The sequence below is a fragment of the Nonomuraea sp. NPDC050783 genome (assembly GCF_040802095.1).
Lineage (GTDB): Bacteria > Actinomycetota > Actinomycetes > Streptosporangiales > Streptosporangiaceae > Nonomuraea.
Map to the genome: position 1 here is coordinate 442,220 of NZ_JBFAHK010000001.1, position 21,920 is coordinate 464,139.

The window sequence follows — 21,920 nt, forward strand, 5'->3', positions numbered from 1 at the left end:
AGATTTCCGCGTGGTCTCCTTGTCCGGCGTGTATGCAAATTGTTACGTTTTAAGCCCTCGGGCTGAGGGGAAAGGCCGTCACGGTCCCTCCGGGGTGAAGTGCCGCAGCACCTCGGGGTTGGCCAGGGCGTCCCGGTTGGCCGCCTGCTCCACCGGCGTGCCCAGCAGGATCTTGCGGACCGGGACCTCCAGCTTCTTGCCCGACAGCGTGCGCGGGATGCCGGGCACCACCCGGATCTCGTCGGGCACGTGGCGCGGCGACAGCTCGCGGCGCAGCGCGTCGCACAGCGCCCGCTCCAGCTCCTCGCCGAACTCCGCGCCCTCGGCGAGCGTCACGTACAGCAGCAGCCGGCCGTCCTGGCCGAGCTGCCCGGTGTCGATCACCAGGCTGTCGGCGACCTCCTCGAACCGCTCGACCACCCGGTAGAACTCGCTGGTGCCCATCCGCACGCCGCCCCGGTTGAGCGTGGAGTCGGAGCGGCCGTAGATGACGCAGCTTCCGTCCTCGTCGATCCTGATCCAGTCGCCGTGCCGCCACACGCCCGGGTAGACGTCGAAGTAGCTCTCGGCGTACCGCTCGCCGCCGGGGTCGTTCCAGAACATCACCGGCATCGACGGCATGGGCCGCGTGATCACCAGCTCGCCCACCTCGCCCACGACCGGCTTGCCCGCCGGATCGTACGCCTCCACCCTCGCCCCCAGCGACCGGCACGGGATGATCCCCGCCCGGATCGGGTGCAGCACGGTCGCCCCGACGAAGCCGGTGCACACGTCCGTGCCGCCGGAGAACGACCCCACCGGCACCCCCGGCAGCGTCTCCGCCACCCACGCGAACCCCTCGGGCGGCAGCGGCGACCCCGTCGAGCCGACCCCGCGCAGCCGCTCCAGCCCGGTGGGCCGGATACCGGCCTTGAGCGAGGCCATGATGTACGGCGCCCCGGTCCCGAAGTACGTCACCCCCTCCGAGGCGGCGATCCGCCACAGCGTGGCGGGGGAGGGGTGGGTGGCCGAGCCGTCGTACAGGACGGGCGTGGCCCCCACCAGCAGGGCGCCGACGAGGTAGTTCCACATCATCCAGCCCGTGGTGGTGTACCAGAAGAACACGTCCCCCTCGCCCAGGTCCTGGTGGAAGGAGAGCGACTTCAGGTGCTCCAGCACGACGCCGCCGTGGCCGTGCACGATGGGCTTGGGCAGCCCGGTCGTGCCGCTGGAGTAGAGGATCCACAGGGGATGGTCGAACGGCACCCGCTCGAACTCCAGCGGCCCCGGCTCGGCCCGCAGCCCCTGCCAGCCGACCACCTCGCCGTGCGGCACCTCCCGCGTGTGCAGGGGGGTCGGCTCGGCCTGCATCGGGGCCCGCCCCTCCTCGGCCGCCGCCAGGTAGGGGATCCACACGGTGGCGCGCAGCGAGGGCAGCGCGGCGGCGATCTCGTTGACCGCGGCCGAGCGGTCGTAGCTCTTGCCGTTGTAGTGGTAGCCGTCCACCGCGATGAGCACCTTGGGCTCGATCTGCCTGAACCGGTCGACGATGCTCGGCACCCCGAAGTCGGGCGAGCCGGCCGACCAGATCGCCCCCAGCGAGGCGGTGGCCAGGAAGGCGATGAGGGCCTGCGGGATGTTCGGCAGGTAGCCGGCCACCCGGTCGCCGCGCGTCACGCCCAGGCGGACCAGCCCGGCCCGCACCCGGGCGACCTCCTCGCGCAGCTCGGCGAAGGTCAGCTCCTGGCGGGCGCCGTCCTCGGAGACGAAGATCAGGGCGGTGCCCTCGGCGCGGCGCAGCGCGTTCTCGGCGTAGTTGAGCCGCGCGCCCTCGAACCAGCGGGCGGCCGGCATCGCCCCGGACAGCACCGGCCCGTCGCCGCGCTCGCCGACCACGTCGAAGTGGTCCCAGATCGAGGCCCAGAACTCGGCCGGCCGCTCCACCGACCAGCGCCACACGCTCTCGTAGCTCTCGCCCGGCCTGCCCAGCCACTCCAGGTAGCGGGTCAGCCTCGCCCGCGCGACCACCTCTTCGCCCGGCTCCCAGAGAAGCTCGCCCTCAGCAACCATGTGCCCCATCCTGTCGCCCGTTCCATGGAGAGTCCTACCTCTACCCTCCACATAACTAGCTAGCGCCTCAGGTGGTCCACCGCCATATGGGCGGCGGTGCCGATCACCGCGTCGGCACGCGGCTGGTTGAGTGCGGTGGCGAAGGAGCGGGTGAAGACCGACACCGCGTAGCGCCCGCCGTCGGGGTACTCGACCACGCCCGACTCGGCGCGCAGCGTCGGCAGCGTGCCGGTCTTGCCGCCCACGGCCACGTCGTCGTACGGGAAGCCGGAGGCCAGCCGGTGCGGCCACACCTGCATGGTGAACAGCTCCCGCATCCAGGCGCAGGAGGCGGGCGAGGCGATCTCGTCGCGCCAGACCATCGCGAACAGCCGGGTCATCTCCCGGGGCGTGCTCGCGTTGCCCCGCGCCGGGTCGAGCGCGCGCATCCGCGCCACGTCCTCAAGGTCGAGGTACGGCCAGCCGTGCCCGGCGTCCTCCACCATGGTCGCGTCGGTCTCCCTGGCGCTCAGCCGCACCCGCGTCGCCGCGAGGCCGTGCGCCCGCATCGTGGCGTTGACCGCGTCCCTGCCGACCCGCCGCAGCAGCACGTCCGCCGAGGCGTTGTCGCTCACCGCGATCATCAGGTACGCCAGGTCGCGCAGCGAGATCGTCACGTCGTCGAGCATGACCGCGATCCCGGTCGGCCCCGGCGAGCGGTCGGCCGCCGTCACCGTCACCCTCTCGGCGGGGTCGAGCAGCCCGGCGTCGGCCTGCCGGCACAGCTCCACCAGCAGCGCCACCTTGAACATCGAGGCCGTCGGCAGCGGCTCGTCGGAGCCGTGCCCGACCTCACGCCCGGTGTCGAGGTCGGTCGCGTGGATCCAGCCGGCCACCCCGGCCGCCCGGAACACCGCCGCGAAGTCGGGCCCGCTCATGCCCACATCCCGGGCCTGCGGCTGACGCGCCGCGCGGGCGCGGCGCCCTCGTCGGTCATTCCGGCGCTCTCCCTCAACGTCCGTACGGCGACGGCCGCGAAATCACCGGCCGGGGCCGTCTCCACGCGCCAGGCCGTCGAGACCCGGGACACGATCGGCGAGCCTAGCAGCGGCCGCCACGCCAGCCCCGGCTCCCTGGTGCGCGGCCCGAAGGCCACCGCCGCGCCGGCCAGCACCAGCCCCAGCCCGGCGCCCTGGTGCACCTGCGGCGGCACGTAGCCGTGGCGGCGGCACTCGGCCAGCACCTCGGCGTACAGGCCGGGCTCGCCCTCCTTCGGCGGCATCAGCAGCTCCCGCCCGGCCAGGTCGGCCAGGTGCACCTCGCCCGCCCCGGCCAGCGGGTCGCCGGCCGGCAGCAGCACGCCCTGGACCTGCACCAGGACCTCGCCGAAGCGCAGCCCGGGAGCCGAGACCGGGTGCCGGACCAGGCCCACGTCGATCGTGCCCTCGGCCAGGGCGCTCACCTGGTCGGCGGTCCAGATCTCGGCGGGCGCGAGGCGTACCTCGGGGCTGGTCTCGCGGAAGCCGGCGACCAGGGCCGCGATCACGGTGGCGGCCAGGTCGGGCGGGACGCCGACCCTGAGCACCGTGCCCCGGCCCTGCCGGGCCAGCTCGTGCAGCCGGTCGACCCTGGCCACGATCTCGCGGGCCTCGTCCAGCAGCAGCCGGCCCGTCTCGGTGAGGCGTACCTGGCGGGCCGAGCGGTCGAACAGGCGGGTGCCGAGCTCCTCCTCCAGGCGTTTGATGCGCTGGCTGAGCGGCGGCTGGGCCATGCCGAGCCGGATCGCGGCGTTGCCGAAATGGAGCTCCTCGGCCACCGCGATGAAGTAACGCAGATGCCGTACGAGGTCCATGAACAGCAACTATATCCAGAACATTCATCATGGTGACCTCATATCAATATTGGACACCCTCGTCGTGGTTCTGGTCTGCTCGGGTCTCATGGCACCGCAAACGGGGACAACCTACGCCTACCTTCGGCCGGAGCGCCCGCCCGGGCGACGCCGCCGGCTGCTGTGGCTGCTGGCCGCGATCCTGGTCCCGGTCGTCGTCGCGGGCGGCGTGATCTGGGCGCAGCGCACCGAGGGCACGGCCGAGCAGACCGCCGACCGCTACCTCGCCGCCTGGAGCTCCCAGGACTACGCCACCATGCGGGCGCTGACCGCCGACCCGCCCACCGGCTTCGAGGCCCGCCACAAGCGCTTCCTCGCCGGCCTCAAGGCCGAGGAGGCCACCTTCCGCCGCTCGGTCTCCGGCGGGCCGTTCGCCGACAACGGCCCCGACGACGACGGATACCTGTTCTTCCAGGCCAGGCTGACCGGGGCGCGCGACTGGGACTACACCGGCCGGCTCCGGCTCGTCGAGCGCGACCGCACGTGGAAGGTCGCCTGGACCCCCGCCACACTGCACCCGCTCCTCACCACCGCCGACCGCTCACTGCGGCTGGTGACCGAGAAGGGCGACCCGCTGAAGGTCCTGGCCGCCGACGGCACCCCCGTCAACACCCCCGACGCGCCCGGCTCCGTGCAGCAGCTCGTCGAGGGCGTCAAGCAGACCCACCCCGACCTGTTCGCCACCTTCGGCAACGCCCGCATCGACCTCTACCGGGGCGATCAGGTGGTCACGACCGTCGTGCCCGCGCAGCGCAGGGAGCCGCTGAAGACCACCCTCGACCTCGCCGTGCACCGGGCCGGGGCGGCGGCGCTGGAGAAGGTGACCAAGCCCGCCTCGCTGGTGGCGCTGCGGTCCTCGACGGGCGAGATCCTGGCCGTGGTCAACAAGCCGGGCGGGTTCAACCGGGCGCTGCTCGGCACGTACCCGCCGGGCTCGACGTTCAAGGTCGTGACCGCGTCGGCGCTGGTCGCGGACGGGGTCTCGCCCCAGCAGCGGGTCACCTGCCCGGCGGAGAAGAACATCGGCGGGTTCCCGTTCCACAACGCCGGGTTCAAGGACTACGGGACGCTCACCTTCCAGGAGGCGTTCGCGCACTCGTGCAACACGACCTTCGGCGAGATGAGCGTGGCCTCGCTCGGCGGCGGGCGGCTGGGCGAGGTCGCCGCCGCCTTCGGGTTCGGCGTGCCGATCAGGCCGGGGGTGCCCGCCGTGCGCGCCGAGTTCCCGGCTCCCAAGGACGACACCGACCTCGCCTCCGCCTCGATCGGGCAGGGACGCGTGCTGGCGAGCCCGCTCAACATGGCCTCGGTGGCCGCCGCCATCGCCTCGGGCGCCTGGATCCCGCCCCGGATCCTGGCCGGCGGCCCCGGCGACCCGCCCCGGCCGCTGGAGCCCGGCGTGGTGGCCGCCCTGCGCCGGCTCATGCCCGCCGTCGTCACCGACGGCACCGCCGCCGCCGTCCGCTTCCCGTCCGGCACGGCCGGCAAGACCGGCACCGCCGAGTACGGCTCCGGCGCCGAGCCGCCCGCCCACTCGTGGTTCATCGGCTACAAGGGGGACGTGGCCTTCGCGGTGCTCGTCGAGGGCGGCGGCGCGGGCTCGGCCGTGGCCGCCCCGGCGGCCGCCCGCTTCCTCGCCGCCCTGCCCTGACCGCTCCCGGGCCGGGATCAGCCCGCCTTGCGGGTGGCCGGGGTGGTGAGGGAGGCCACGGCCGCGACGACCTCCGAGGCGTCCGACAGGTCGGGCAGCACCAGATCGGCCCCGGCCGCCCGCAGCTCACCGGCCGTCGAGCGCCCCGAGGCGACGCCGATCATCGCCGCCCCGCCGATCCTGGCGGCCTGGGCGTCGCGCGCCGAGTCGCCGATCACCACGGTGTTGGCCGCGGTGAAGGACGTGCCCAACCGCTGCCCGGCCCGCCCCTGGGCGACCTGCAGCAGCGTCGCCTTGGGGTAGGGCTCCTCGCCGTAGCCACCGAGCCCGAAGTCGACGAACCTGTCCAGCCCGAACGCCTTCAGCTTCAGCACGGCGTTGCTCCTGATCGTGCCGGTCAGGACGGTCTGCACCACGCCGTCCAGCCGCGAGACGGCCTTCAGCGCGTCCTTGGCCCCGGCCATCGCCCGCCCTTCCTTCGCCAGCCGTCCCTTCCGCTCGGCGAAGGCCGCGGCCAGCGCGGACAGGAACCGGGGCAGGTCGTCGTCCTCGGCCCGCACCCCGTTGACGGCGAGCGTCTCGAAGACGATCTCGGAGTCGGGACGGCCCATCGGCGGGACGAGCTTGACCAGCGGGCGCCCGGTCACGGCCCGGAACGCCTCGGCGTAGGCGTCTCTGGACACGATGGCGACGTCGACCAGCGTCAGGTCGATGTTCCACAGCACAAGGCGGTTGATGGCAGCCTCCTGAAGGGACACTGCTACGGCGAGGACACTGCGAGAGTGAGGACACTGCAAGAGTAAGGGCGGCGGCGCGTGCGGGCTCGCCGCCCGCACGATTCGGGCATGCCGTCCGGGGGATCAGAGGTGTTCGAGGGCGGCGGTGAGCGTGTCCACCACCGGCAGCCCCGTGCTCTCCAGGTCGGCGCGGGTGGTCATCCCGCCCGTGTAGAGCACCGCCCTGGCGCCGACGTGCCGCGCGGCCATGCCGTCGTCCACGCTGTCGCCGATCACCAGGACCTCGCGGGGGTCCACCCCGAGCGCCTGGATGTGCGCGGCCATGTGGGCGGCCTTCTCGCCGCCGGTGGTGCCGAGCAGGCCGTCCACGCGGGTGAAGTACCGGGTGATGCCGAACGAGTCCACCTTCGGCACCAGGTGCGCGTGCGGGGCCATGGAGCAGAGCGACTGCGTGCCGGTCCAGCCGGTGAGCACCGCCTCGGCGTCGGCGGCCAGCCCGCACAGCTCGCTGAGCCGGAAGTAGTGCTCGTGGAAGCCGTCGTCGAGCAGCTCCCACTCGCCCTCGTCGAGCGGGCGGCCGAGCATGCGCTCGTAGGCGAGCCAGATCGGCCGGGTGTAGACGGCGCGGAAGCCGTCGGCGGTGAGGACGGGCAGCGCGTACGGCTTGAAGACCTCGTTGGTGGCGCCCACCACGGCGTCGATGTCGTGGAACAGCGTGCCGTTCCAGTCCCAAATGATGTGCTTCGTCATCTCATAAGCAGCTTATTCGCCCACGATGACATTCCCGTGAACGGCGTGCGGGCCGCGGCCGGCCGGTCGCGGCCCGCACGGCGGGTCAGCGGCAGGCCTTGCCCGTGGTGCCGGCGCCGTTCTGGCCGCCCCGGCCGCCGTTCCACTGGACCGAGGCGCCGCCCCAGGCGCACATGTTGTTGGCCCAGAGCATGTCGCCCCAGTGGCGGCCGCCGTTGCCCTTCTTGAAGCTGAAGGCGTCGTACCGGCCGTCGGCGGTGTAGACGTTGATCGTGCCGCTCATGGAGGTGCCCGTGCTGATCTCGACCCAGTTGGTCTTGCACTTGCCCGACCACATGAGCTTGACGGTGCCGACCTTGCCGTTGGCCCGGCTGGTGATCGCGGCGGTGCGCACCACCCGGGCGGAGTTGCCGCAGCCGCTGCGGTACGGGTCCTTGTGGTCGTACGGCTTCATCGCGGCATGGGCCGGCGAACCCGCCAGGAGGGTGACCGCCGCGGCCCCGACCGCGGTGGCCACAACGCGAAGCTTCACTTGGAACCGACTCCTCGTGTCAGAACAACAGTGCCGGGTGGCGACCTTAGCGATGATCGGCTCTGGCCGGTCAAGGAACTGTGATCTTTGTCATGGTGCCAGCAGGTCGGGGATCTCCTGAGTGGCGTACCACATCAGCTCGTGGGCCTCGGCCCCGTCCACGGTGAAGCGGGCGTCGTCGTCGCCCTCGTCGGCGGCGGGCAGCGCGGCGATCGCGGCCTCGACGTCGGCCGCGGCGTCCTCGTCGTCCACGTGCACGGCGGCCACCTTGGCCAGCGGGACCGGCGCCGAGAGCCGGACCCGGGCGCGTTCCTCCAGGTCGGCCCCGGCCTTGGCCGAGCCCTCCGGCACCTCGGCGGCGATCACGACCCGGCGCGGCGGCGCCTCCACGCCGTCGGCGCGGTCGGCGGCCAGCATGCGCAGCGAGGCGCGGGCGGCCTCGGTCAGCGCCACGTACTCCAGCTCCTCGGTGTCCCCGGAGGCGTACCACTCGATCAGCGCGGGGGTCACCGCGTAGCCGGTCAGGGGAGCCGGACCCAGCTCTCCCAGCTTGACCACCGTGGCCAGGGCCGGGAGGGTGCACGGCAGATAGACGCGCATGACGAACCTTTCGTGCTCAAGCCGCCGGGGACGGCCCGGCGTGCAGGGCACCTATCATGCCCGGCGCAGCGTGAGCCGGAGGAGAGACTCCAGCTCCGCGATGGTCGTGTCCGCGTCGCGGTGGTGGATCCCGGCCATGCCGAGGGCGCGGGCGGCCGCGATGTTGGCCTCGATGTCGTCGATGAACACGCACTCCGGGCCGGGCAGCCCCACCTGGCCGAGCGCGTGGTGGAAGATGCGCGGCTCGGGCTTGCGCATGCCGACCTCGCCGGAGATGACCACGGCGTCGAAGACCTCGTCCCAGTCGTCGCGCGGGTAGGTGTTGGACCAGGAGTTGGAGACCAGGCAGGTCCTGACGCCCTGGGAGCGGGCCGCGCGCAGCATGTCGTACATCGCCTCGACCCGCTCGAACCCGGCGAACATCCGCTCCAGCAGCCCTTCGGCGACCGGGGGCACCCCGTCGAGGGTCAGCAGGCGGGCGGCGAGGTCGCGTTCGAAGGCGGGGCCGTCCAGCTCGCCGCGCTCCAGCGCGTGGATGATGCTCCCGCCCGCGCCGTGGTCGCCGTAGGCGTGGTCCACCAGCTCGCGCATGACCGCGCGGTAGAGGGCGGCGTCGATCCGGTCCGCCTCGATCCACCTGGCGAGGGAGTCGGTGAGGCTGGTGGTGAGCACCCCGCCCCAGTCGATCAGCACACCCGCGACCACGACTCACCTCCAGGCTCACATGTCGTTCCAGAGTAAGCCGTCCTGATAAATGCTGATAAATCAGGCTTCGCGGAGATCAGGCTTCGCGAGGTCCGGCTTCGCCGAGGCCCAGCAGCGGCAGGCACGGGCCGAGGCCGTGGATCTCGAAGCCGGGCGTCCCGCTCCAGTCGCCGGCGGCCCAGTCCTCGGCGGTGAGGCGGAAGCGCTGCATGACGGCCGGCTCGCCCTTGCGGACGTGCAGGGCGATGCCGTCCTCGCGGTAGCCGAGCTTGCGCGTGACCGCGAGCGAGGCGTGGTTGTCCGCGAACGCCTCCGTCACCGCGTGCCGCGCCCCCAGGCCGGTGAAGGCCAGGTGTAGGACGGCCGCCCGCATCTCGGTGCCGATGCCCTGCCCTTGGAAGCGCCGGCCCAGCCAGGAGCCGGTGGAGACCTGGCGGGTGACGGAGAAGCCCTTGCCCATGATCCCCTGGGTGCCGACCGCCCGGCCCTCGTGCAGCACGGCGAACTCCAGCGCCCAGTCGTCGGCCGTGAAGGTGGCCCACCGGCGGAAGTGGTACTGGACGGTGTTCCTGGCCCGCTCGGCCGGCGTGCCGTCCGTCCAGGGGAACAGGAACGGCATGAAGCCCTCGTCGTGGACGCCCTCGGCGGCGCGGTCGCCCACCTCGTCGAGGTCCTGGAGGGACGGGATACGCAGCACGAGGCGCGGGGTCGTGATGGACAGTCCGAAAAGCGGCCAGTTACGCATACCGCCACATCTTCCCAGGAGGCCCGGGGGATCGCGACTTGTTTTCCGAACCGAGAGGTGCCTATTCGATAATTCGGGTACGCGCGGTATATGACGACAAAAGCACGGGGAATTGTCGCTCTCGTCATAGGATGCGGCATTTCGTGGTGGGCGAGCACGCCTGCCGAGGCGGACACGGAAGCGGGAACGGAAGCGGCTCCGGTGGCGGCACCGGTGGTCGTCCTCCGGCCCGGCGACCGGGGCGAGCAGGTGAGGACGCTGCAACGCCGCCTCCACACCGGAGGCTTCTACTTCGGCAGGCTCAACGGCGTCTACGACGACCAGACCAGGTTCGCGGTCTGGGCCTTCCAGAAGAGCCGCGGGCTCATGCCCCAGGGTGCGGTCGGGCCGGAGGTGTGGAAGGCGTTCGACCGGCGCTCGCGCCGGCACCCCCTGGTGCCCGGGGGCGGCGCGCGGCGGGTCGAGGTGAACCTGCGTGACCAGCTCCTCACCGTCTACCGCGACCGCCACCCGGTGCTGACCTCGCACATCTCCTCGGGCGCCGAGGTCCACTACTGCGACAAGGGGCACTGCGGCAACGCGATCACGCCGGTGGGGGACTTCCGCGTCAGCAAGCGGGCGCCCGGCTGGACGACCGGGGCGCTCGGCTCGATGTACAACTCGCTCTACTTCGTCGGCGGCATCGCCCTGCACGGCTCGACGCAGGTGCCGCTGCGGCCGGCCTCGCACGGGTGCGTGCGCGTGCCGATGGCGGTCTCCAAGCGGCTGTACGAGATCGTCAGGATCGGCGATCCGGTGTACGTGCGCGGCAAGCTCCGCAAGCTGCCGATAGGGGGCGGCTCGGAGAAATCCGGAAGGGGCCGACGGGATGGCCGCCGGTAATGCATTGACGCCTTATTCGCGAAATATCCGGACATGATGGTGCGAATATCGCGCCACCATGCCCGGACCATTCCTCACCCGGCCGATCCGCCTCCGGCGCCGGCCCGCGCCAGCCGGGGCACGCTCGCGGCCCGCATCATGCCGTCCTTGACCAGCCGCAGCGGCGAGCCGTTCGGCTTGGACGGCCCGGGCCCGTGCCCGTCGCCGCTGCTCTGGGCCAGCCGCAGGGCCAGCGCCGGGCACATGTCCACGGCCCGCCGCGCCTCCTTGACCATCCACGCGGGCACGTTGCGGAACGACGGGAAGCCGTAGTCGTCCAGCTCCACGAACTCGGGCAGCAGGTGCGCGCACAACCCGTGCCCCTGGCAGCGCGACCAGTCCACCTCCAGGCGGTACTCCAGCTCGGCCGCGCGCTCGGGCATCGGCATCACGCCGCGCACCGGCCGCCCGCACGAGCCGTGCTCCAGGTGGAGCGCGATCTCGTCCTCGAACGCGTCCAGCGCCGACAACACGAACGTGGCGGTGCCGTCGGGGTGGAAGCACGCGCCGCGCCGCTCGACCAGCCGCACGGCCCGGCGGACCGCGTCCACCGAGCCGGTGCCCTCGACCAGCGCGCACATGAGCTTGGCCACGTCCGGCAGGCCGAGCCGGCAGGGGCCGCACTGGCCCGCGGACTCGCTCGCCAGATAGGAGGCGACCCGGGCGGCCTCGCCCAGCGCGCACGTGGACTCGCCCAGCGGCACGATGATCCCGGCCCCCAGGGTGGCGCCGGCCGCCTTCATGCCCTCGCGCGAGATCACGGCCGTCTCGGCCGCCCGCGCCGACAACCACGCGCCGTGGTAGCCGCCGATCAGCACCCCGTCGCCGACGTCGGCCTCGCACAGGGCCAGCACGTCGGCCAGCAGGGCGCCGGTCGGGGTCTCGATGACCGCGCCGTGGGCGGCGCCGCCGCTGACGGTGAGCAGGATCGTGCCGGGCTCCTTGCTGGTGCCGACCGCGGCGTACTTCTCCGGCCCGTACTCGGCCAGCAGCGCGAGCTGGGCGTAGGTCTCGGTGTTGGACAGCAGCGTCGGCAGCCCGTCCACGCCGCTGGTCGCGGCCCGCTTCTTGCGGCCCGGCGGGATGCCCTCCTCGCCGTTGACGGCCTTGACCAGCGCGCCGCCCTCGCCGGAGATGAAGCGCTCCTTGATGCCGACCACCCGGATCGGCACCCGGCTCTCCGCTCCGCCGGAGACGTTGGCGGCCCTGCGCTCGGCCACGGCGGCGGCGACGGACGCCTCGGCCACCTCGCCCCCGGCCGTGGCCACCACCACCTCCCTGGCGCCCAGCGCCTCGGCGGCCAGCACCGCGCCGTCCAGGACGAGATGCGGGTTGCGGGTCAGCAGCATGGCGTCCTTCGAGCTGGCGGGCTCGCCCTCGGCGCCGTTGACCAGCACGACGCTCTCGCCGCGGGAGCCGGCCGCGTCGGCCACCGCCCGCAGCTTGCGCGCGAACGGGAAGGCCGCCCCGCCCCGCCCGCGCATGTCCACCTCGTTGGCGTACGAGATCAGCTCGCCCAGCTCGCGCGGCTCCACCAGGCCGTGGAGCGTGCGGTGGGCGGGCAGGTCGAGACGACGGCAATGGTCCAGCCCGGCGGTCAGCCGGGCCGGACCCATCCGTAGCACCCTGGGCACGCGGGCCGGGATCACATTCGCTCCTTCGCGACGGCAATCGACGTACTCAACCGGCCTCCCGGTATCTGCGGCGGGCCTCGGCGAGGCTCACCGGAGCGTTCTGCCGGGCCCCCGCGACGGCGGCGGCCCTTCCTGCGCTGTTGTTGCCCGCGGCGACCTTCTGCGGCCGCTCGGCGGGCACGCCGACGGCGACCGGAGCGGTCACCGCGGGCCCCTGGACCCTTTCGGTCGCCACGGGCGGGCGGCGCAGCGAGGCCAGCACGCGTACGATCAGCGCCGCGCCGACCGCCGCCAGGCTGGCCACGTACGACCAGGCCACCCAGCCGGCCGGCGGGCGCCCGGCCGTGAGCCCGTGCATGATGCCGATCGGCCAGGCCAGGTACGCGGCGGAGTGCATGACCCGCCACATCCACGGCCGGTTCTTCACGGCGAACCGCCCCCGGACCATCCCCGTGACCACGGCCAGGACCATCAGGTCCAGGGCCAGCGCGCCGAAGGCCACGCGGATCCCGGCCACGGGCACGAACGCCGCTCCCAGCGGTACGTGCCCGAGGCTGATCATGAGGGAGATGTGCGTGATCAGGTAGGCCAGCCCGATGAGGGCGGTGGCCCGGTGCGCGAGCTGCGCCCTGACCCGGTTGGCCGGGGACAGGAAGACCCGCTCGGTGGTGACGATGCCGAGCGCGACGGTCGCGGTCAGCAGCACCAGGGCGAAGACGCCCGCGTAGAACTCGAGGAAGCCGACCCCACGGCCCAGCAGCTCGATGCCGCGCTCGGTCCTGGTCAGCGCGAACGCCGACAGCAGGAGAGCCATGATCGTGGCACTGGCCCCCAGCCGGACGCTGCGGGTGTCCAGCTGGGTGGCGTGATGCCGGGGGTGTCGTCTGTGGAGCATCTCTTTCCCTCCAAGGTCGGGTGAGGGTGCGACTCGGAAGGCGGAAGGCCCCTTCGCGGGCGCGTTCTCAGGTCAGCAACGGCGGCCCCGGTTGATGCAGGAGACGACGGTCTGCATCAGCCGGTCGGGCATGACGTTGGCGAAGTCCGCGTGGTCGGTGACCGGGTTGTGCTTCTGCTCAGGGAAGGCGTCCAGCGCGTACGACGGGCCCTGTGGCACCGCGTAGGTGAGGGTCATGCGTAGCTGGGGGATCGCCCGGGTGCCCTGAGGACAGGCACCACTCTGGTCGGGGAAGACCACGTGCGTGCGGTGGTTGGCGCTGTCGGTGTTCTGCCCGTCCCAGCAGCTCGGGAAGTCCAGGATACGAACGACGAGGCTGCCGCGCGGGCAAAGCGGGTATTTGTCGGTCGTTATGCGATTTTGGAATCCCGTGCAGGTGTAGGCGGCCTTGGCGTTGGCCGGGCCGTTGGTCGCGGCCTTGGCGTCACCGGTGATGATCCGCAGGAACCTCGGCATGGCGACCACCCGCGAGGTGGCGTTGCCGCGGAACTGGAGCTGCACCGAGCGGGCGGTGAGCTGCTGGCCGACGTTGCCGTCGGCGTCCCCGGCGTTGGCGTCCGAGCGGCGGTCCCTGAGCACCGGCCAGAAGTAGGTGGACTTGTCGCCCAGCCGGCAGGTGGTCCCCGCCGCGGCCAGGCTCTCGTCGGTGGAGAAGGCGTCCGTCGACAGGTTGCCCACGTAGTCGTGGATGTGGTGCGCCCCGTTGCTCACGCCGGGGGCCACGATGAAGTTGTCCGGGTTGTTGTGCTTGTTCTCGTTCCTGCCGCACTGGGAGACGAAGGTGCCGCGGGAGCCGTTCCTGTTGAAGCGCGCGTTGATCCGCTGCGGCGGGACCTGGCGGATGTCGACGAAGTCCTCGACGAACGGGCCCAGGTCGGCGCACTCGGCCTCGTCGGGGTCGTTCGTGGCGGTCGCCGTGGGGGTCGCGCTCCGGCTGGGGACGGGGGTGGCGGTCCGGCCGCGGTTGTTGCGGCGGCGGGAGAAGGTCGAGGCGGTCTGCTCCTCGGTGGGCGACGCCTCGGGGGCGGTCTCGGAGGACGCCTCGGGGGACGCCTCGGGGGACGACTCCGGCGAGGCGGCCGGGTCCAGCAGCGCGCGGCCGCCGCCCTGGGCGGCCTGCTGGTCGTCGTTCTGGCCCTGGCCCTGCTGCTGGTCGCCGTTCTGCTGGTCGTTCTGGCCCTGCTGGTTGTCCTGGCCCTGCTGGTCGTTCTGCTGCTGGCCGTTCTGGTCCTGGTCGTTCTGGTCCTGCTGGTTGTTCTGGTCCTGGGCCTGCTGGTCGTCCTGACCCTGCTGGTCCGCGTTGCGCCGGTTGTTCTGCTGCTGGCCCTGTGACGCCTGCTCGGCCGGGTCGCAGTGGTCGGCCCGGGCGGGGCCGACGCCGATCACGGCCGCGGACACCAGCCCGCTAGCCGCCACGGCCAAGGCGGACATGGCCGCGGCCATGCGTCTGGATCTCCTCATTTACTGTCTCCTCGGATCGACCGCCAGAGCGACGGGTGGTGCAGGGGAGGGCGTGGGGGCCTCGGGGAGCTGCCCGAAGTCGACCAGGCCGGTGGACTCCAGGAGCGTCATGTGGCGCATGACGAAGTTGTTGCCTTCCTGGGCGAACTTCCTGATCTCCGAGTTGCGGGTCCCGGCCCGTACGCCCGCCACGACGGTGAAGACCTTGCCGTGCGCGGCACGCAGCAGGTTCGCGAAGTCCTTGTCGAAGGCGGGGCCGCTCTCCGCCGCGAGCTGGGCCAGCCAGCGCTGCTGGTCGGGGTTGGGCTCGTCGGGGATGGCCACGCCCAGCTTCTTGGCGACCTGGACGGTGATGGCGTCCAGCTTCTTGTGATCTTCCATGATCAGCCGGCCGACCTCCTTGACCCGCTGCGACTCGGCGCGGGTCTGGGCCATGTCGCCCGCGGGCATCTCCCAGAGCCCGGCCTGCCGTACCTTGATCACCAGATCCCGGTCGGCGGCGGTGAGCGGCCCCGCGGACGTCTGCGTGAACTGGGCTGCCGCCGGATCGATCGACGGGGGCATGACCAGCACGATCGTCACGGCGGCGGCCAGGACGAAGCCGCCGAGCATGAACAGCTCGCCTCGCAAAACCCTGTGCATGGTCGGAGGTACGCTGGGCCGGCGGGTCAGGTTCAGCTATGGCCGGGAATAGTTAGAAATGACTGGAGTTATCGGAGTGGCTACCGGACCGATAACAAAGGTGTAAAGATGTGCCCCGTGCTAGGTCACCTCGACGGCAGGTTCGAGAGTGCTGATGCCGAGGCGGAGCACCGCATCGCGGTGCTTTACCAGGAGTTCGGCGGCCCTCTGCTGCGCCACGTGCGCAAAAGTACTGGTAACGACCTCCAATGGGCCGAAGACGTCGTGCAGGAGACGCTCGTCCGAGCCTGGCGTAACTCGGCAAGACTGCAATGGGAACCAAGCCTCTTATGGGCGTGGCTACTGACGGTAGCCCGCAGGATTGTCATCGACGGACGTCGACGGAAGAGCGTGCGGCCTCACGAGGTCGAGCCGCCGGAAGTCGACATGATGGCGGTGCCGGACGGCTCGGAGCGGGCCCTGTCGGCGATCGTCGTCGCCGACGCGCTACGCAGTCTGTCCGAAGAACACCGCGAAGTCATTGAGCAGACCTACCTCAGAGACCGTACGATAAGTGAGGCGGCGGAGATTCTGGGGATCCCGCCGGGCACGGTGAAGTCCCGGCTCTACTACGGGATCCGGGCTCTCCGCGAGCTGCTGCGGGACAAGGGGGTAGCCGGCTGATGCACGACGGGGTGGCCGCCTATGTCCTCGGTGTCCTCGATGAAGAGGAGCACGAGGCGTTCGAGCGCCACCTCGACGGGTGCGAGCAGTGCCAGCGGGAGCTGGTCGAGTTCGCCGAGCTGCCCGACCAGCTCGACGAGCTCAAGAACACCGCATCGGCCTCCGACGACGATCCCCCTATGTCGATGTCACGTTGACGTCCATCCCCTTTTCGGGTGGTATCGGTACAGCACGACATTGCGCCCGGCGCGCCACGGCCGGGCGGTTCAGGGGGAGGTGTTCGGTGGGCATCGACGGTGATGCGCCCGGTCCCCCGCGTCGGCAGTTCGGGGAGGAAGGCGGCCGGCTGTCCTACGGCGGCTACCTCCGCCTGCCCGAGCTGCTCGACCAGCAGCGGCCCGAGTCCGAGGCGCCCGACGAGCTGCTGTTCATCACCATTCACCAGGTCTACGAGCTGTGGTTCAAGCTGCTGCTCCACGAGCTGGAGGCCGCGCGCGCCGCCATGTTCGGCGGCGAGCTGTGGCGGGCCCGGCACCTGTTCCAGCGGGTGCACGCGGTCGAGCGGGTGCTGGTCGAGCAGGTCGAGGTCCTGGAGACGATGACGCCCCAGGACTTCCTGGCGTTCCGGTCGAAGCTGGCTCCGGCCAGCGGGTTCCAGTCGGTGCAGTTCCGCGAGATGGAGTTCCTGTCCGGCCTGAAGGACGAGCGCTATCTCACCAGCTTCCGGCACGCCGGCGACGCCGAGCTGGCCAGGCTGCGCAGGAGGCTCACCGAGCCCACCCTGTGGGATGCTTACCTGGCCGCCCTGTCCCAGCGGGGCCTGCCGGTCTCCGACGACGAGATCATGGGCTCGCTGCTGGCCGTGGCCAGAGACCGGCGGTCCCACGACGACCTGTGGCAGCTGGCCGAAGACCTCCTGACGCACGACGAGACCGCCGCGTTGTGGCGGATGCGCCACGTCCAGATGGTCGAACGCCAGATCGGCACCAAGTCGGGCACCGGAGGCTCGACGGGCGCCCCCTATCTGCGCGACAGAACGCGCCTGCACTACTTCCCGCTGCTGTGGGAACTAAGGGCCTGGCTGTGAACGGCCACGCCGAAACCTCACAAAGGAGTGAGACCTGACATGCCCCTCGACGAGGCCAAGGACGAGCTGCTCCAGCGAGCCGCGGAAAGCTGCGTGACCAGCAGCGAACACGTGACCGCCGAGGAAGCGCTGTCCTTCCTGCGGCTGTACTACCGGCACGTGGCCCCCGAGGACCTGCTCGACCGCAACCCCGTGGACGTGTACGGCCCCGCGATGTCGCAGCGGCAGCTCGCCGAGCAGCGCCCCCAGGGCCGGCCGGTGATCCGCGCCTTCACCCCCACCCTGGAGGAGAACGGGTGGGACCCGGGGCACTCGGTGGTGGAGGTGGTCACCGACGACATGCCGTTCCTGGTCGACTCGGTGACGATGGAGCTGGACCGGCACGATCTCGGCATCCACCTGGTGGTCCACCCGCAGATGCGGGTGCGCAGGGACATGACCGGCCGCATGCTGGGCCGCGGCCAGGAGGACGTCACCGGCCAGATGCTGGTCGAGTCCTGGATCCACATCGAGATCGACCGGCAGGCCGACCCGGAGGCGCTGAAGGCGCTGGAGGCCGACCTGCAGCGGGTGCTCGGCGACGTGCGGCACGCGGTCGAGGACTTCAGGAAGATGCGGGCGGTGGCCGTCCAGACCGCCGAGGACCTCGGCATGAGCCCGCCGCCGCTGGAGCCCGCCGAGGTCGAGGACAGCATCGACCTGCTGCGCTGGCTCGCCGACGGGCACTTCACCTTTCTCGGCTACCGCGAGTACCGCCTGACGGACACCGAGCAGGGCGAGGCGCTGCTGGCCCTGCCGGGCGCGGCGCTGGGCATCCTGCGCGACGACAGGATCGGCTCGGAGAGCTTCTCCACGCTGCCCGCCGAGGTGCGGGCCAAGGCGCGCGAGAAGCAGCTCATGATCATCACCAAGGCCAACTCGCGGGCCACCGTGCACCGGGCGGCCTACCTCGACTACATCGGGGTCAAGACGTTCTCGCCCGAGGGCGAGGTGATCGGCGAGCGGCGCTTCCTCGGCCTGTTCACGCACGTGGCCTACAACGAGTCGATCTCCCGCATCCCGGTGCTGCGCCGCAAGCTGGCCGACGTGCTCGACCGGGCCGGCCTCGCCCCCGACAGCCACGACGGCAAGGACCTCATCGAGATCCTGGAGACGTTCCCGCGCGACGAGCTGTTCCAGACCTCCGTCGAGCAGCTGCTGCCGATCGCGCTCGGCGTGCTGCGGCTGCGCGAGCGCAAGCAGGTCAAGCTGTTCCTGCGGCGCGACGACTACGGCCGCTACATCTCCTGCCTCATCTACCTGCCGCGCGACCGCTACACCACCAAGATCCGGTTGAAGATGCAGGAGCTGCTGCTCAAGGCCCTGGGCGGCAGGTCGCTCGACTACAGCGCGATGATCGGCGAGTCCGTGCTGGCCCGCCTGCACGTGGTGGTGCGGGGCGAGCGCGGCCGGCAGCTCCCGCCGCCGAGCGTGGACGTGGAGGAGCTGGAGGCCCGCCTGGCCGCCCTCACCCGCTCCTGGGAGGACGACCTGGCCGCCGCGCTGAGTGAGACGACCTCCGAGGAGGAGGCGCCGGCGCTGACCCGCCGCTACGCCGCCGCGTTCCCCGAGGGCTACAAGGCCGACTTCCCGCCCAAGGTGGCCGTGATGGACCTGCGCCGCCTGGAGGAGCTGGTCGCCGCGGGCGACGACGAGGAGGTCGGGATCAACCTCTACGAGCCGTACGACGCGGCCGAGGGGGAGCGGCGGCTCAAGATCTACAAGGTCGGCTCGCCCATCTCGCTCTCCCACGTGCTGCCCCTCATCCAGCGGCTCGGCGTCGAGGTCGTGGACGAGCGGCCGTACGAGATCGACCGGGACAACGACCCCAGCACCAAGAACGCCTGGATCTACGACTTCGGCCTGCGCTACACGCCGTCGGCCGAGGTGGACAGGAACGACTTCAAGCGCCTGTTCCAGGACGGCCTGCGGGCCCTGTGGAAGGGGCGCGTGCAGGCCGACAACCTCAACGCGCTCATCCTGCGGGCCGGGCTGACCTGGGAGCAGGTCGAGATCCTGCGGGTGTACGCCAAGTACCTGCGCCAGGCGGGCAGCACGTTCTCCCAGCTCTACATGGAGAAGGTGCTCACCAGGAACGTGCGGCTGGCGCGGCTGCTGGTCAGCCTGTTCGAGGCCAGGCTCGACCCGCGGCGGGGCGAGGACGTGCGGTGCGACCTGGTGGACGCGCTGAACGAGGAGATCCTGGGCGCGCTGGACGAGGTGGCCTCGCTGGACGAGGACCGGATCCTGCGGGCGTACCTGGAGATGATCCAGGCGACCTTGCGCACCAATTACTTCCAAAGGGTGAATGGGGCCCGCAAACCGTACATTTCTCTCAAATTCAACTCGCAGGCCATCAGCGTGCTGCCGCTGCCGCGGCCGAAGTTCGAGATATTCGTGTACTCGCCGCGGGTGGAGGGCGTGCACCTCCGCTTCGGGAAGGTGGCGCGCGGCGGTCTGCGTTGGTCGGACCGCATGGAGGACTTCCGGACGGAGATCCTGGGCCTGGTCAAGGCACAGATGGTGAAAAACACCGTTATTGTCCCGACTGGGTCTAAAGGCGGATTTGTCGTCAAGCGTCCTCCGGTGGACGGCACCCGCGAGGAGCTGATGGCCGCGGGCGTGGCCTGCTACCGCACCTTCATCTCGGGCCTGCTGGACGTCACCGACAACCTCGTGGACGGCAAGGTCGTGCCGCCCGCCGACGTCGTCCGGCACGACGGCGACGACCCCTACCTGGTCGTCGCGGCCGACAAGGGCACCGCGACCTTCTCCGACATCGCCAACGCGGTGGCCAAGGAGTACGGCTTCTGGCTGGGCGACGCCTTCGCCTCCGGCGGCTCCATCGGCTACGACCACAAGGCGATGGGCATCACCGCCCGCGGCGCCTGGGAGTCGGTCAAGTACCACTTCCGCACGATGGGCGTGGACACCCAGACCACCGACTTCACCGTGGTCGGCGTCGGCGACATGTCGGGCGACGTGTTCGGCAACGGCATGCTGCTGTCCCGGCACATCCGCCTCGTGGCCGCCTTCGACCACCGGCACATCTTCGTCGACCCCTCCCCGGACGCCGAACGCTCCTTCGCCGAGCGGCAGCGCCTGTACGAGCTGCCGCGCAGCTCCTGGGAGGACTACGACGCCAAGCTGATCTCGCCCGGCGGCGGCGTCTTCTCCCGCTCGGCGAAGTCCGTCCAGATCACGCCGCAGATGCGGGAGGCGCTCGGCATCCCCTCCGGCGTCACCTCGCTCGCCCCCAACGACCTGATCAACGCCATCCTCAAGGCCCCGGTGGACCTGCTGTGGAACGGCGGCATCGGCACCTACGTCAAGGCCGGCTCCGAGTCCCACGCCGACGTCGGCGACAAGGCCAACGACGCGCTCCGCGTGGACGCCGCCGAGCTGCGCTGCAAGGTGATCGGCGAGGGCGGCAACCTCGGGCTGACCCAGCTCGCCCGCATCGAGTTCGCGCTCAACGGCGGGCTGGTCAACACCGACTTCATCGACAACTCGGCCGGGGTCGACACCTCCGACCACGAGGTCAACATCAAGATCCTGCTCGACCAGGTCGTCCGCGACGGCGAGCTGACCGACAAGCAGCGCAACCAGGTCTTCACCTCGATGACCGACGAGGTCGCCGACCTGGTGCTGCGCGACAACTACGCCCAGAACGTGGTCCTCGACGCGGCCCGCGCCCAGGCCGTCGAGATGTTGCACATCCACGCCCGCTACCTGCGGCGGATGGAGCGCGAGGGCCTGGTCAACCGGGAGCTGGAGTTCCTGCCCTCGGACAAGACGCTGGCCGAGCGCCGCCAGGCCCGGCTCGGGCTGACCGGTCCGGAGTTCTCCGTGCTGCTGGCCTACACCAAGCTGGTGCTGGACGCCGAGCTGCTCAACTCCGACCTGCCCGACGAGCCCTACCTGGAGTCGTGGCTGGTGTCGTACTTCCCGTCGGCGCTGCGGGAGCGGTTCCGCCCGTACATGGACGCGCACCCGCTGCGCCGCGAGATCATCACCACCGGCGTGGTGAACGACCTGGTCAACTCCATGGGCACCACGTTCATGCACCGCTTCGGCGAGGAGACCGGCGCCTCCGCCCCCGACATCGTCCGGGCCTGGCTGGTCGCGCGGGAGGTCTTCGACCTGCCGAGCTTCTACCGCGCGGTCGAGGCCCTGGACAACCAGGTCGACACCGCCACCCAGACCGCCATGCGGCTGGAGGCCCGCAAGCTGGCCGAGCGCGGCACCCGCTGGCTGCTGGCCAACCGCCGGCCGCCGCTGGACCTGGCCGGATCGGTGAGCTTCTTCGTCAAGGGCGTCAACGGGCTCATGGCCCACTTCCCGAAGCTGCTCACCGGGCCCGACCAGGCCGCCTACGAGGAGCGCCGCGACTCGTTCCTGGCCAGGGGCGTGCCGCAGGAGCTGGCCGAGCGGGTGGCCGCGATGGTGCCCGCGTACTCGACGCTCGACCTGGTGGAGATCGCCTCGCTCACGGAGCGGCCGGTCAGCGAGGTCGGCGAGGTCTACTTCGACCTGGCCGAACGGCTCCAGCTCGCCCGCCTGCGTGAGCGCGTCATCGCGCTGCCCCGCGACAACCGGTGGAACTCGATGGCCCGCCAGGCCCTGCGCGACGACCTGTACGCCGCGCACGCCTCGCTCACCCGCGACGTGCTGGCCCACAGCAAGCCGGGCCTGCCGCCGGAGGAGCGGCTGGCCCGCTGGTCGGAGGCGAACTCGGCGGCCGTCTCGCGGGCCCGGCAGACGTTGTCGGAGATCTGGGAGAGCGACAACTTCGACCTGGCCACGCTGTCGGTCGCGCTGCGCGCCATCCGCACCCTGGTCGCCGCGAGCAACCTCCCCCACACGGAGGCGTAGCGTC

At 71.3% G+C, this 21,920-nt stretch carries 19 protein-coding genes; 6 read left to right on the forward strand and 13 right to left on the reverse strand.

The features are described 5' to 3' along the window. Nucleotides 1–78: 78 nt before the first annotated feature. Genes AB0H75_RS02045 through AB0H75_RS02055 form a run of 3 tightly spaced genes read right to left on the reverse strand, consistent with a single transcriptional unit; the run spans nt 79 to nt 3,880 of the window. Nucleotides 79–2,049 (reverse strand): acetoacetate--CoA ligase, encoded by a 1,971-nt coding sequence (locus AB0H75_RS02045; RefSeq protein WP_367788348.1) that lies wholly within the window; start codon nt 2,047–2,049, stop codon nt 79–81. Nucleotides 2,050–2,108: 59 nt separating this feature from the next. After that, nucleotides 2,109–2,966 (reverse strand): serine hydrolase, encoded by an 858-nt coding sequence (locus AB0H75_RS02050; RefSeq protein ID WP_367788350.1) that lies wholly within the window; start codon nt 2,964–2,966, stop codon nt 2,109–2,111. Next, entirely contained in the window at nt 2,963–3,880 is a 918-nt protein-coding gene (locus AB0H75_RS02055; protein WP_367788352.1) for a LysR family transcriptional regulator, read from the reverse strand. The genes AB0H75_RS02050 and AB0H75_RS02055 overlap by 4 nt, the downstream gene beginning before the upstream one ends. Before the next feature lie 88 nt (nt 3,881–3,968). On the opposite strand from AB0H75_RS02055, the gene AB0H75_RS02060 reads away from it, so the two are divergent. Next, nucleotides 3,969–5,570 (forward strand): penicillin-binding transpeptidase domain-containing protein, encoded by a 1,602-nt coding sequence (locus tag AB0H75_RS02060; RefSeq protein WP_367788354.1) that lies wholly within the window; start codon nt 3,969–3,971, stop codon nt 5,568–5,570. Nucleotides 5,571–5,587: 17 nt separating this feature from the next. Here AB0H75_RS02060 and AB0H75_RS02065 read toward each other — a convergent pair whose 3' ends face one another. The 6 genes from AB0H75_RS02065 to AB0H75_RS02090 all read right to left on the reverse strand — a co-directional run bounded on the left by AB0H75_RS02065 (nt 5,588) and on the right by AB0H75_RS02090 (nt 9,639). Further along, nucleotides 5,588–6,295 (reverse strand): HAD family hydrolase, encoded by a 708-nt coding sequence (locus tag AB0H75_RS02065; protein WP_367788356.1) that lies wholly within the window; start codon nt 6,293–6,295, stop codon nt 5,588–5,590. Between the two features lie 135 nt (nt 6,296–6,430). Continuing rightward, entirely contained in the window at nt 6,431–7,057 is a 627-nt protein-coding gene (locus tag AB0H75_RS02070) for an HAD family hydrolase (protein WP_367788358.1), read from the reverse strand. An 85-nt stretch (nt 7,058–7,142) separates the two neighbouring features. Beyond that, complete coding sequence (locus tag AB0H75_RS02075; protein WP_367788360.1) at nt 7,143–7,589, reverse strand: DUF2690 domain-containing protein; 447 nt, start codon at nt 7,587–7,589, stop codon at nt 7,143–7,145. A 90-nt stretch (nt 7,590–7,679) separates the two neighbouring features. Continuing rightward, nucleotides 7,680–8,189 (reverse strand): hypothetical protein, encoded by a 510-nt coding sequence (locus AB0H75_RS02080; RefSeq protein ID WP_367788362.1) that lies wholly within the window; start codon nt 8,187–8,189, stop codon nt 7,680–7,682. A gap of 54 nt (nt 8,190–8,243) precedes the next feature. Continuing rightward, nucleotides 8,244–8,894, reverse strand: coding sequence for an HAD family hydrolase (locus tag AB0H75_RS02085; RefSeq protein WP_367788364.1), 651 nt, complete (start codon nt 8,892–8,894; stop codon nt 8,244–8,246). A gap of 76 nt (nt 8,895–8,970) precedes the next feature. Continuing rightward, complete coding sequence (locus AB0H75_RS02090) at nt 8,971–9,639, reverse strand: GNAT family N-acetyltransferase (RefSeq protein ID WP_367788366.1); 669 nt, start codon at nt 9,637–9,639, stop codon at nt 8,971–8,973. A gap of 201 nt (nt 9,640–9,840) precedes the next feature. On the opposite strand from AB0H75_RS02090, the gene AB0H75_RS02095 reads away from it, so the two are divergent. Beyond that, nucleotides 9,841–10,521, forward strand: coding sequence for a L,D-transpeptidase family protein (locus AB0H75_RS02095; RefSeq protein WP_367788368.1), 681 nt, complete (start codon nt 9,841–9,843; stop codon nt 10,519–10,521). 74 nt (nt 10,522–10,595) lie between these two features. On the opposite strand, the gene AB0H75_RS02100 is transcribed toward AB0H75_RS02095, so the two are convergent. The 4 genes from AB0H75_RS02100 to AB0H75_RS02115 all read right to left on the reverse strand — a co-directional run bounded on the left by AB0H75_RS02100 (nt 10,596) and on the right by AB0H75_RS02115 (nt 15,252). Beyond that, on the reverse strand, nt 10,596–12,209 hold the full coding sequence (locus AB0H75_RS02100) for an NADH-ubiquinone oxidoreductase-F iron-sulfur binding region domain-containing protein (protein ID WP_367788370.1): 1,614 nt from the start codon (nt 12,207–12,209) through the stop codon (nt 10,596–10,598). Nucleotides 12,210–12,240: 31 nt separating this feature from the next. Then, nucleotides 12,241–13,089, reverse strand: coding sequence for a hypothetical protein (locus tag AB0H75_RS02105; protein ID WP_367788372.1), 849 nt, complete (start codon nt 13,087–13,089; stop codon nt 12,241–12,243). 72 nt (nt 13,090–13,161) lie between these two features. Further along, the gene (locus AB0H75_RS02110; RefSeq protein ID WP_367788374.1) at nt 13,162–14,610 is read right to left on the reverse strand and encodes a DUF1996 domain-containing protein; all 1,449 of its coding nucleotides are present in this window, start codon (nt 14,608–14,610) and stop codon (nt 13,162–13,164) included. Next, the gene (locus AB0H75_RS02115) at nt 14,611–15,252 is read right to left on the reverse strand and encodes a DUF4142 domain-containing protein (RefSeq protein WP_367788376.1); all 642 of its coding nucleotides are present in this window, start codon (nt 15,250–15,252) and stop codon (nt 14,611–14,613) included. A gap of 108 nt (nt 15,253–15,360) precedes the next feature. On the opposite strand from AB0H75_RS02115, the gene AB0H75_RS02120 reads away from it, so the two are divergent. The 4 genes from AB0H75_RS02120 to AB0H75_RS02135 all read left to right on the forward strand — a co-directional run bounded on the left by AB0H75_RS02120 (nt 15,361) and on the right by AB0H75_RS02135 (nt 21,916). After that, the gene (locus AB0H75_RS02120; RefSeq protein WP_367788378.1) at nt 15,361–15,915 is read left to right on the forward strand and encodes a sigma-70 family RNA polymerase sigma factor; all 555 of its coding nucleotides are present in this window, start codon (nt 15,361–15,363) and stop codon (nt 15,913–15,915) included. Beyond that, nucleotides 15,915–16,112 carry a zf-HC2 domain-containing protein gene (locus AB0H75_RS02125; RefSeq protein ID WP_367788380.1) on the forward strand — a complete coding sequence of 66 codons (198 nt, stop codon included), beginning with the start codon at nt 15,915–15,917 and terminating at the stop codon, nt 16,110–16,112. The genes AB0H75_RS02120 and AB0H75_RS02125 overlap by 1 nt, the downstream gene beginning before the upstream one ends. Before the next feature lie 86 nt (nt 16,113–16,198). Continuing rightward, complete coding sequence (locus tag AB0H75_RS02130; protein ID WP_367788382.1) at nt 16,199–17,002, forward strand: tryptophan 2,3-dioxygenase; 804 nt, start codon at nt 16,199–16,201, stop codon at nt 17,000–17,002. 39 nt (nt 17,003–17,041) lie between these two features. Beyond that, nucleotides 17,042–21,916 (forward strand): NAD-glutamate dehydrogenase, encoded by a 4,875-nt coding sequence (locus AB0H75_RS02135; RefSeq protein WP_367788384.1) that lies wholly within the window; start codon nt 17,042–17,044, stop codon nt 21,914–21,916. Nucleotides 21,917–21,920: the final 4 nt, after the last annotated feature.

Excerpts from the sequence above, each read along its gene's own strand:
- AB0H75_RS02115 (WP_367788376.1), bottom strand. The coding sequence starts at position 15,252 with ATGCACAGGGTTTTGCGAGGCGAGCTGTTCATGCTCGGCGGCTTCGTC.
- AB0H75_RS02050 (WP_367788350.1), bottom strand. The coding sequence starts at position 2,966 with ATGAGCGGGCCCGACTTCGCGGCGGTGTTCCGGGCGGCCGGGGTGGCC.
- AB0H75_RS02110 (WP_367788374.1), bottom strand. The coding sequence starts at position 14,610 with ATGAGGAGATCCAGACGCATGGCCGCGGCCATGTCCGCCTTGGCCGTG.
- AB0H75_RS02060 (WP_367788354.1), top strand. The coding sequence starts at position 3,969 with ATGGCACCGCAAACGGGGACAACCTACGCCTACCTTCGGCCGGAGCGC.
- AB0H75_RS02070 (WP_367788358.1), bottom strand. The coding sequence starts at position 7,057 with ATGACGAAGCACATCATTTGGGACTGGAACGGCACGCTGTTCCACGAC.
- AB0H75_RS02080 (WP_367788362.1), bottom strand. The coding sequence starts at position 8,189 with ATGCGCGTCTATCTGCCGTGCACCCTCCCGGCCCTGGCCACGGTGGTC.
- AB0H75_RS02090 (WP_367788366.1), bottom strand. The coding sequence starts at position 9,639 with ATGCGTAACTGGCCGCTTTTCGGACTGTCCATCACGACCCCGCGCCTC.
- AB0H75_RS02125 (WP_367788380.1), top strand. The coding sequence starts at position 15,915 with ATGCACGACGGGGTGGCCGCCTATGTCCTCGGTGTCCTCGATGAAGAG.
- AB0H75_RS02045 (WP_367788348.1), bottom strand. The coding sequence starts at position 2,049 with ATGGTTGCTGAGGGCGAGCTTCTCTGGGAGCCGGGCGAAGAGGTGGTC.
- AB0H75_RS02055 (WP_367788352.1), bottom strand. The coding sequence starts at position 3,880 with ATGGACCTCGTACGGCATCTGCGTTACTTCATCGCGGTGGCCGAGGAG.
- AB0H75_RS02135 (WP_367788384.1), top strand. The coding sequence starts at position 17,042 with ATGCCCCTCGACGAGGCCAAGGACGAGCTGCTCCAGCGAGCCGCGGAA.
- AB0H75_RS02105 (WP_367788372.1), bottom strand. The coding sequence starts at position 13,089 with ATGCTCCACAGACGACACCCCCGGCATCACGCCACCCAGCTGGACACC.
- AB0H75_RS02120 (WP_367788378.1), top strand. The coding sequence starts at position 15,361 with ATGTGCCCCGTGCTAGGTCACCTCGACGGCAGGTTCGAGAGTGCTGAT.